Here is a 9,822-nt window from a genome sequence, read left to right on the forward strand (position 1 = left end):
AAGGGTCTCCCCGAGGGGAGACCCTTTCTCATGTCCGTTGCCGTGCCGCGGTCAGTCGCGCGGCAGCTGGGAGCGCAGCACGATCACGCCGCGTCCGATCTCGATGCCGTCGGCGGTGAGCCGTTCGATGAGCTCGATCTGGGCGAGCTCCTCGCGCGACAGCTGTTCGACGATGTCGATGTGCAGGTCGTCGTACGCGGGCTTGGACTGCACCCACAGCGGGGTCGGCTCCGGCGGCTCGATCTCGGAATGCTCGCCGCAGCCGTGGTCCATCGAGACGACGCGGCCGTCGTCGGGGCTCCACTTGTTGGCGCACACGCCGAACATCGCGCCCAGTTCGCCGGTCAGCGGCACGAAGAAGCCGCAGTCGGCGCACGCGTTGCCGGCGGCGGTCTTGGTGGACAGCGCCTTGGGGCCGTGCGGGCCCTCGTACCAGCGCTTGGCGGCCTGCGCGCGGCCCAGCGGCGTGAGCACGTGGCGGCGCGACAGGTCGAACGCGCGCACCGCGTCGTCGACGTCCTCCTCGGACGTGACGGCCGGGGCCGGCTCGGCCTCGCCGTCGCCGGATTCGCCCGGCTCTCCGTCCGCAGACGCCTCCGTGCCGGTGTCGGTTCCGGCGACGGCCGCGGCATCGGCGGACGATGCCATGTCGGTCGTGCCGTCCGGCGTCGCCGTCTCGTTGTCGGCGCCGGCGGGCGTCTCATGATCGCCCTCGCCCGCGGCCGCACCGTCAGCCGCATCCCCGTCGGCCGTGTCGGCGGCGACGGTCCTGCGGAAGCCGGGTTCCATGCGCGGGTCGTCCGGGTCGGTGCCGATGGAGTCGGTCACCGACAGGTCGGTGGGTTCCAGACGGTCCTTCCACGGGATCCATGCCGGCGGCCGCAGCGCCTCGTCGGTGGGCAGCAGCGACGATTCGTTGACCGTCCAACGGTCGAGTTCGTCGTCATGGTAGAGGGTGACCGACCACTGCCAGCCTTCGTAGCCCTTCGCCAGACAGGCGAAGCGGAAGTCGGTCACGTGGTCGCCCGCCTCGGCCTGGGCGACGAGGTCGCCGACCGATTCGGCCGTCTCGGCGGTGTCGATCGCGATCTCCCTGGCGAGGGCGATGGGGTCCATAGTCGTGTCGGGCATGAATCAGTCCTGAACGTCGAAGTTGTCGGCCACGGCGCGCAGCAGCGTGGCCAGCTTGCGGCTTTCCGCCTGGGAGGGGTAGCGGTGGCGGCGCAGGCTGGTGCCGGCGCCGTCGAGCAGCTTGATGAGGTCCTCCACGATGGCGGCCATGTCGTCGGGCTTGGGTCGGGTGGCCTTGACGAGCGACGGCGCCGTCTCGACGAGGCTCAGGCCCATCGCCTGCGGTCCGCGGCGGCCTTCGACCACCGAATACTCGACCTTGGCGCCCTTGCGCAGCGTGGTGACGCCGGCGGGCAGGGCGGCCGCCGGCAGGAACACGTCCTTGCCGTCCTCCGTCGTGATGAAGCCATATCCCTTGTTCGCATCGAACCAACGCACTCGTCCACTGGGCATCGTGATCACACCTCGCTCTTCGCCTCAATTGCCGGCGGGCCCCGTGCCCGCCGCTGTCAAACCAAAGACAGTCTACCGTATGGCCTGTTCAGCGCTGGCGGGTGCGACGCTCGGATTTCGCCGTGCGCGAGTCCGATTTCGTCATCCATCCGCGCTTCGCGGTCTCGGCCGGCACGGGCTCGATCTTCGGTTCGACGGGGGCGACGGGCAGCACGACGGTGAGTGTCAGACCACCGCCGTCGGTCTGCGTGGCGCAGATGAATCCGCGGTGCGCCTTGACGACGGACTGCGCGATCGCCATGCCCAATCCGGTGCCGCCCTTGAGGCGGGCGCGCGACGGGTCGGCCGTGTAGAAGCGTTCGAAGATCTGCGAACGGGACTCCTCGGGCACGCCCGGACCGTGGTCGCTGAAGCGCACGATCGCGTAGTTCATGCCCACCTGCATCGACTGGCCCACCTCGATCGCCTCGATGAGATGCCGCAGCGACGTCTCGGTGGACGGCATGCGCGACAGCGACTCGGGGCTGATCGACGCCGGCAGCACGCCGATGGCGGCCTCGACCGGCGAATCGGCGGGCGTGTAGCGGTGGATGTTGCCGACGATGTTGGTGACGACCTGGCGCAGACGCGAGCCGTCGCCCGACAGGGTCACGTCGGGCATCGCGCCCTCGCGGAAGGCGAAGCGCGAGCCGGAGCCGTCGGAGGACGGTTCGAGTTCGAGCGAGCCGACGCGGATGCCGCGTTCGGGGTCGAGCGCGTGCAGGTCGTCGGTCGCGTCGGACACGACCGCGGTGAGCGGCACCTGCTGGGTCAGGTCGATGCCGCGGCCCTCGTCGAGACGGGCCAGCGACAGCAGGTCCTCGACGAGCACGGTCATGCGCGAGCTGGACGCCTCGATGTGCGCGATGGACTCGTCGGCGCGTTCCAGCGCGCCGGGGAACTCGCGCTGCATCTTGTACAGCTCCGCGTATCCGTGGATCGCGGCCAGCGGGGTGCGCAGCTCGTGGCTGGCGTCGGAGACGAACCGTTTCATCTTGTCGGTGGTCTCCTGCTGTTCGCGGAAGCTCTGCTCGATGCGCGCCAGCATCGCGTTCAGCGACGCGGACAGCGAGCCGACCTCGGTGTTCTCCGGGGCGGACGGCACGCGCTGGCTCAGGTCGCCGGCGGCGATCTTCGCCGCGGTCTTCTCGATGCGTTTGAGCGGGGTGAGCGTCGCCGACACGACGATCGAGCCGATGACGCCGCCCAGCAGCACCACGGCGATGCCGACCATCGCGCTGTAGCGGGTGAGCGTGTTGGTGGTGTCGATCGAATCGCTCAGCGACAGGCCCACGTAGATCACGCCACGCACGTAGCTGTCGCCGTCGGTGGTCTTGTCGACCCAGCGCATCGCCACGACGCGCCACGGCGAGCGGGCGCGCGACAGCGTCGCATGGTCGGCGGTCGACGACGACGCCGAGGCGGAATCGGCGTCGAACGAGATCGCCGCGGCCGTCGTGAACGGCTGGCCGAACGTCACGCCCGAATCGTCGCGCGGCAGCACCGGCACCGAATCCACGCCGCCCTTGAGCGCCGGGACGAGCAGGTTCTCGGTCTTGCCGTTCGTCTTGTCGCGCGCCTGCAGGAAGTAGCTGGTCATCGACGGCGAGTTCTCCGTCGTGCCGCTCGACTGGCGCAGCAGCTCGATGTTGTTGAACACGAGCTCCGCCTGGTTGATCAGCTGCGTGTCGATCTTCTCCATCATGTAGCTGCTCACCAGCTGGCGGATCGAGAACGACAGCGCGAACGAGCCGAGCGTGAGCAGCACGATGATGCACGCCACGAGCTTGGAGCCCAGCGACACCGCGTCGATCCTGCGGCGGATGTGGCGCGCGAACCATGATTCGCGATGCTCCCCCGCTCCCGGATGGGCGTCGGCGCGCACGCCGGACGGTCCGGGCATGCCGGCGCCCGATTCGATGCCGATCATGCGCCCGTGTTGCGCGGGGCGCGGATCATGTAGCCGATGCCGCGCTTGGTCTCGATCAGCGGCGCGACCTTGTGCGTCTCGCCGTTCTCGTCGGTCACCATGATGCCGTCGACCTTCTTGCGCAGGTAGGAGATGTACGATTCGACGATCGCCGCGTCCCCGCCCCAGTCGTACTGCCACACATGGTCGAGGATCTGCGCCTTGGACAGCACGCGGCCCTCGTTGTCCATCAGGTAGCGCAGCAGCTTGTATTCGGTCGGGCTCAGGTCGATCGGCTGGCCGGCGCGCGACACGTCGTGCGAATCCTCGTTGATCTCCAGGTCGGCGACGCGGATGATCGGGTCGTCCTCGATCTGCTCGCGGGTGCGGCGCAGAATCGCGCGGATGCGGGCCACGACCTCCTCGAGGCTGAACGGCTTGGTCACGTAGTCGTCGCCGCCGACGGTCAGTCCCATGACCTTGTCCTGCGTGTCGTCGCGGGCGGTCAGGAACAGGACCGGCGCGTCGATGCCCTCCTGGCGGATACGGCGGGTGACGGTGAAGCCGTCGATGTCCGGCAGCATCACGTCGAGGACGATCAGGTCGGGCTGGGTCTTCTCTATCACTTCGATGGCCTCGGAGCCGGACGCCGCGGTGGCGACTTCGAAACCGGCGAAATGCAGGGATGCGACAAGCAGTTCACGGATGGACGGTTCGTCGTCCACGACGACGATCGATGCTTCGATGGGCTTACTCATGCGCACCAGCATGTCGTCCTTTGCTGAAGGTTTTCTGAATATCCGCTGATGCTTCGCGTTCGGATGATTACCCCACGTGCGGATGACGCCCGCGTGCGGACGGCCACGCCGCCGTCCGCACGCGCGCCACGGGTCAGCGCCCCTTGCGCCCCGATTCCGCCTCGCGCAGCCGACGCAGCTCGCGTCGGGTGAGCGGACGGCCGCGGTCGTCGACCGGATGGCCGGACTCCTGCTCGGCGCTCGCCTTGAGGAACGCCTCGAACTGCGCGGTCTCCTCGGCGCTGACGGTCGGGGCGGCGTCGGTGCCGCCGGAGGCGTCCGACGCATCGTCGGCGTCCGATGCCGGGCCGTCGTCCCGATTCGTTCCGCCGCTCTTCGATCCGGACTTCGCACCGCCCTTCGTCCTGGCCTTCGCCGAGCGCTTCACCGCGTCGCCGCTGTGCGCGCCGCGATGGCGCACGAACGCGGTGGCGCCGACGACCACGACCAGCACGACCAGCACGCCGCCCATCACGGCGATGCCGACCGTGACCGACGAGGACGAGGTCGACGTCTGCTTCTGGCGCACCAGCTCGTCCATCATCGCATCGGCGGCGCCGGACCAGTCGGCCGTTGCTCCTTGCAGCGGGCCGGCGGCGGCGTCCGACAGCGCGTCGACGGTGGTCTTGCGCCGCAGCCATTCGTCGGAGTTCGACGAGACGGCCACGACCATCTTGCCGTCGTTGGAGGCGACGGCGAGCATGACCGTGTTCTTCTCGGGCGAGAGCGCCTCGAGCACGGATTTGGCCCACTGGTCGGAGTCGTCGATCTCGCCGAACGTGGGCAGGTACATGAGGCGCACCGAGACGCCGGTCTTCTCCTTCACCTCGTCGATGCGGTCGGAGACATGCGTCAGGTCGCCGCCCAGCAGGTTGTCGATGTCGGTGATCGCGCCGGCGCCCGACGTGGCGGTCTGCGTCTGCGACGAGGCGTCCCCCGTATCGGCGGCGTCGCCGTCGTCGGCGAGCGCCGTCGGCGGCATCGCCAGGCACATGATGGCGGCCAGTGTCGTCAGAAGCGTCAGAAGCGTTGCGATCATTGGCGACACGCCGTGAGCGAAGCGTTCGACCACAGTGGTCGTTTTTCCATACCCGATACCGCGTTTTGTCATATCGTCCACCTTAGCGGCCGGCTTCGCCAAAGCCGGACGCGGTATCGGAACGCGGGAGGGGCCCGTGTTCCCCGATGAAAGGGGGCCATCATGGCGCAGTTTCAGGTAGATTCCGAGCAGATCGCCTCGTCGGCGGCGGCGGTGAACGCGTCCGTCGACGCGATCCGGCAGGCGGTCAACGGCATGTATGCGAATCTGGATGCGCTGCAGGGCGTGTGGCGGGGCGGTGCGGCGACGCAGTTCGCCGCCGTCGCCCGGCAGTGGCAGGCGGCGCAGCGGCAGATGGAGGCGTCGTTGGAGTCGATCCAGCGTTCGCTCGCCTCGGCGTCGTCGCTGTATGCGGACACGGAGGCGCAGGCGGCGATGCTCTTCGCCGGCTGAGCGGGCGTCCGCCCGCCCGGACGGTCGCCTACGCGGATGCGCGCGGAGACGGCCGTCCGGGCCTCGCCTCGTCCGCACGGTCGCGCGGATGCGACGAGGCCCCGGATCGCACGTTGCGTGCGGTCCGGGGCCTCGTCGTCAGTCATGCGGACTGCGGAGCGGCATCATGCCGTCCGAGTGCGCGACGGTGGGTTTAGTAGCCCATGTCGGTGCCGGCGGCAGCGGCCGGGGCCGGCTCCGGCTTGTTGGCGACCACGGCTTCGGTGGTCAGGAACAGGCCGGCGATGGAGGCGGCGTTCTGCAGGGCGGAACGGGTGACCTTGACCGGGTCGGTGACGCCGGCGGCCAGCAGGTCCTCGTACTCGTTGGTGGCGGCGTTCAGGCCCTGGCCGTCCGGCAGGGAGCGGACCTTGTCGATCACGACGGCGCCGGACAGGCCGGCGTTCTCGGCAATCTGCTTGATCGGGGCCTCGATGGCGCGGAACACGATCGCGGCGCCGGTGGCCTCGTCGCCCTCGAGCTTGACGTCCTTCTCGGCCTTCGCGGCGGCCTGGATCAGGGCGACGCCGCCGCCCGGCAGCAGGCCCTCCTCGATCGCGGCCTTGGCGTTGCGCACGGCGTCCTCGATGCGGTGCTTGCGCTCCTTGGCCTCGACCTCGGTCGCGGCGCCGACCTTGATGACGGCGACGCCGCCGGCCAGCTTGGCGAGGCGCTCCTGCAGCTTCTCGCGGTCGTAGTCTGAGTCGGTGTTCTCGATCTCGGCGCGGATCTGGGCCACGCGGGCGGCCACGTCCTCGGTGGAGCCGGCGCCGGAGACGATGGTGGTCTCGTCCTTGGAGACGATGACCTTCTTGGCGGAGCCGAGCACGGACAGGTCGACGGAGTCCAGCTTGAGGCCGAGCTCGTCGGAGACGACCTGCGCGCCGGTCAGGATGGCCATGTCCTGCAGCATCGCCTTGCGGCGGTCGCCGAAGCCCGGGGCCTTGACGGCGCAGGACTTGAAGGTGCCGCGGATGTTGTTGAGGATCAGGGTCGGCAGCGCCTCGCCGTCGACGTCCTCGGCGATGATCATCAGCGGCTTGCCGGTCTTCATGACCAGCTCGGCGATGTGGACGACGTCCTGCTGGCTGGAGACCTTGCCGGAGGTCAGGAGGATGTACGGATCCTCGAGGACGGCGGTCTGGTCCTCGGCGTTGGTGACGAAGTACGGGGCGATGTAGCCCTTGTCGAAGCGCATGCCCTCGGTGAAGTCGAGGTCCAGGCCGAAGCGGTTGTTGTCCTCGACGGTGACGACGCCGTCCTGGCCGACCTTGTCCAGGGCCTCGGCGATCTTCTCGCCGACCTCGGGATCGGCGGCGGAGATGGTCGCGGTCGCGGCGATCTGCTCCTTGGTCTCGACGTCCTTGGCGGCGGCGACGAGCTCCTTGACGATGGCCTCGGAGGCCTTCTCGATGCCGCGGCGCAGCGCGATCGGGTTGGAGCCGGCGACCACGTTCTTCAGGCCTTCGTGCACGAGGGCCTGGGCCAGCACGGTGGCGGTGGTGGTGCCGTCGCCCGCGACGTCGTCGGTCTTCTTGGCGACTTCCTTGACCAGCTCGGCGCCGATGCGCTCGAACGGATCGTCCAGATCGATCTCCTTGGCGATGGACACACCGTCGTTGGTGATGGTCGGGGCGCCGTAGGCCTTGTCCAGGACGACGTTGCGGCCCTTCGGGCCCAGCGTCACCTTGACGGTGTTGGCGAGCTTGTCGAGGCCCGCGACCATGCCCTGACGGGCTTCCTCGTCGTATGCGATGATCTTTGCCATGGTGTCTATCCTCCACATGACTTCACGGTAGATGGTTCCACTGCGGGAGTCGGGCGGTGCCGGCCGTCAGCCACCGGTTATCACTCTCGGCCCCCGAGTGCTAATTGGTCAGGTTAGCACTCTCGGTGCCCGAGTGCCAACAGGACGGCATGATTGCGCTGATGGCAAACGAAAAGGGGCTCCGGATCGCTCCGAAGCCCCTTCGAGCTCGCTTCGAGGTCTCGCCCGGCCGTCGTTACAGCTTGACGACCTTCGTGGCCTGCATGCCCTTAGGACCCTGCACGGCCTCGTACTCGACCTTCTCTCCTTCCTGCAGCGTCCTGAAGCCGTCGGACTCGATCACCGAATAGTGGACGAACACGTCGTCGCCGCCATCCTCCGGGTTGATGAATCCGTACCCCTTGCCAGCGCTGAAGAACTTCACGGTTCCGTGTGACATAAATCATTCTTTCCTTGGATATCCGAACATCGCGGACGGCACGGAAGAACACACACAACCCAAATCGCGCTCCCCCAACCTCGCGACCTTCCCATTGTAGCGGGGGGCATGGCCGGGAACGGTTTCGGGGGTTACCGGGGTTTCGGGGAGCCTTTCCGTCAGTTCATCAGCATCACGACGACGGGCACCGCAAGCCCGGAGACCTGCTGCACGTCGGCGATGCCGAGCGTGGCGGCCACGTCGTTGGCCGTCGCCAGATCGGTCTCGTTCTGATACCACACGACGTTGCCCGCCGGCAGCGCCTCGGAGGCCGGGTTGGCCGCCTCGACGCTCGTGTAGCCGGCCTGCTGGAGGACCGCCGCCTGCTGGCCGGCGTATCCGGCGATGCCGGAGCCGTTGACCACGCGCACCGAGGTCGCCCGGTTCGGCTCCGCGGTCTGCTGCTGGGCGTCCTGGCCGTCCGCATCCTGGGTTCCGTCGGCCGCATCCTGGCCGGTCTGGTCCTGCGCGTCGGCGGATTCGCCGTCGCTCTGGGCGCCGTCGGAGGAGGCGTCGGCGTCCTTGTCGGCGTCGGCGTCATCGGACGTGTCGGCGTCATCCTCCTCGTCGGAGTCGGCCTTCTTGTCGGCGTCGGCCTGCTGGGACTGCGTGGGCCTCCACGATTCGATCATCTTGCCCAGCTCGCCGGTCGACACGCCCCATGCCAGCGCGCCCACCAGCGCGGCGACGACGAGCACGACCACGTACGGGAGCACGCGGGAGGCGACCGACCGCGAGCCGCGGTGGACGCCCACCGGGCCGACCGGGGGTTCGTCGAACTCGTCGCGGTCGTACGATTCGTAGGTCGCCTTGTCGTTCTTCGTCATGGTCATCCCTTCCATCGAAAGCTACGCACGAGTCTAACCGTCCCCCTCGCCCGCCACAAGCGGGACGGCCGCACGCCCCGGCACGGCCGGCGTGCGGCTAGAGTGGGCCGCATGGACACCACTCGCATCAAACCGCTTTCCGAACTCGTCGAGACCGGCTGGGCGCAGGCGCTGGCCCCGGTCGAACCGGACGTGCACCGCATGGGCGACTTCCTGCGCGCCGAGCTCGCCGCCGGACGCCGCTACCTGCCCGCCTCGCGCAACATCCTGCGCGCGTTCACGATCCCCTTCGACTCGATCAAGGTGCTCATCGTCGGCCAGGACCCCTACCCCACGCCCGGGCATCCGGTGGGGCTGAGCTTCTGCGTGGCGCCCGACGTGCGCCCGCTGCCCAAGAGCCTGGTCAACATCTACAAGGAGCTCATGGCCGATCTCGGCGTGCCGGCGCCCGCCAACGGCGACCTGACCCCGTGGACGCGGCAGGGCGTCATGCTGCTCAACAGGTGCCTGACCGTCGGCGAGGGACGTCCGAACTCGCATCAGGGCAAGGGATGGGAGGCCGTCACCGAGGAGGCGATCCGCGCCCTGAACGCGCGCGTCGACGAGCACGGCAACCCGCGTCCGCTCGTCGCGATCCTGTGGGGCCGCAACGCGCAGAGCCTGGAGCCGCTGCTCACCAACGCGTTCATCATCAAGTCGCCGCACCCGAGCCCCCTGTCCGCCTCGCGCGGATTCTTCGGATCCCGCCCCTTCTCCCGCGCCAACCAGGCGCTCGAGGCGATGGGCGCCGAACCGGTCGACTGGGCGCTGCCGGCCGCGTAGGCCATGGGCGAACGGCGGGGCGGGCTCCGGCGCATTGACAGCGAGTGAGGTTACAGTGGGGCGCATGCCATTGTTCCCGACGACACCGAACACGCCGCCGCGCCCGTCCGCGCCGGCTCCCGTCCCT

General features: G+C 68.8%; 10 protein-coding genes. 2 read left to right on the forward strand and 8 right to left on the reverse strand.

The features are described from left to right. Nucleotides 1-51: 51 nt before the first annotated feature. The 5 genes from D2E24_RS07435 to D2E24_RS07455 all read right to left on the reverse strand — a co-directional run bounded on the left by D2E24_RS07435 (nt 52) and on the right by D2E24_RS07455 (nt 5,308). A complete protein-coding gene (locus D2E24_RS07435; protein ID WP_125968712.1) occupies nt 52-1,131 on the reverse strand; it encodes a DUF3027 domain-containing protein in 1,080 nt (359 codons plus the stop codon). 3 nt (nt 1,132-1,134) lie between these two features. Then, entirely contained in the window at nt 1,135-1,524 is a 390-nt protein-coding gene (locus tag D2E24_RS07440) for a cold-shock protein (protein WP_125968713.1), read from the reverse strand. An 88-nt stretch (nt 1,525-1,612) separates the two neighbouring features. Further along, complete coding sequence (locus D2E24_RS07445) at nt 1,613-3,493, reverse strand: sensor histidine kinase (protein WP_241222914.1); 1,881 nt, start codon at nt 3,491-3,493, stop codon at nt 1,613-1,615. Continuing rightward, nucleotides 3,490-4,230 (reverse strand): response regulator transcription factor, encoded by a 741-nt coding sequence (locus D2E24_RS07450; protein WP_125968714.1) that lies wholly within the window; start codon nt 4,228-4,230, stop codon nt 3,490-3,492. Before D2E24_RS07450 ends, D2E24_RS07445 begins: the two co-directional genes overlap by 4 nt. A gap of 133 nt (nt 4,231-4,363) precedes the next feature. Then, nucleotides 4,364-5,308, reverse strand: a complete 945-nt coding sequence (locus D2E24_RS07455; RefSeq protein ID WP_164521059.1) for a TPM domain-containing protein — start codon at nt 5,306-5,308, stop codon at nt 4,364-4,366. A gap of 162 nt (nt 5,309-5,470) precedes the next feature. Between D2E24_RS07455 and D2E24_RS07460 the strand changes: the two genes are divergently transcribed. After that, nucleotides 5,471-5,761 carry a WXG100 family type VII secretion target gene (locus tag D2E24_RS07460; protein WP_125968716.1) on the forward strand — a complete coding sequence of 97 codons (291 nt, stop codon included), beginning with the start codon at nt 5,471-5,473 and terminating at the stop codon, nt 5,759-5,761. Nucleotides 5,762-5,954: 193 nt separating this feature from the next. Here the strand turns inward: D2E24_RS07460 and groL are convergent, their stop codons facing one another. The 3 genes from groL to D2E24_RS07475 form a co-directional block, all read right to left on the reverse strand. Next, nucleotides 5,955-7,568 carry a chaperonin GroEL gene (gene groL / locus D2E24_RS07465; RefSeq protein ID WP_125968717.1) on the reverse strand — a complete coding sequence of 538 codons (1,614 nt, stop codon included), beginning with the start codon at nt 7,566-7,568 and terminating at the stop codon, nt 5,955-5,957. 235 nt (nt 7,569-7,803) lie between these two features. Further along, nucleotides 7,804-8,007 carry a cold-shock protein gene (locus D2E24_RS07470; protein ID WP_125968718.1) on the reverse strand — a complete coding sequence of 68 codons (204 nt, stop codon included), beginning with the start codon at nt 8,005-8,007 and terminating at the stop codon, nt 7,804-7,806. Between the two features lie 158 nt (nt 8,008-8,165). Then, nucleotides 8,166-8,873 carry a LytR C-terminal domain-containing protein gene (locus D2E24_RS07475; protein ID WP_125968719.1) on the reverse strand — a complete coding sequence of 236 codons (708 nt, stop codon included), beginning with the start codon at nt 8,871-8,873 and terminating at the stop codon, nt 8,166-8,168. Between the two features lie 111 nt (nt 8,874-8,984). On the opposite strand from D2E24_RS07475, the gene D2E24_RS07480 reads away from it, so the two are divergent. After that, on the forward strand, nt 8,985-9,695 hold the full coding sequence (locus D2E24_RS07480; RefSeq protein WP_125968720.1) for a uracil-DNA glycosylase: 711 nt from the start codon (nt 8,985-8,987) through the stop codon (nt 9,693-9,695). Nucleotides 9,696-9,822 lie beyond the last annotated feature (127 nt).

Origin of the sequence: Bifidobacterium samirii (genome assembly GCF_003952945.1) — a bacterium.
Lineage (GTDB): Bacteria > Actinomycetota > Actinomycetes > Actinomycetales > Bifidobacteriaceae > Bifidobacterium > Bifidobacterium samirii.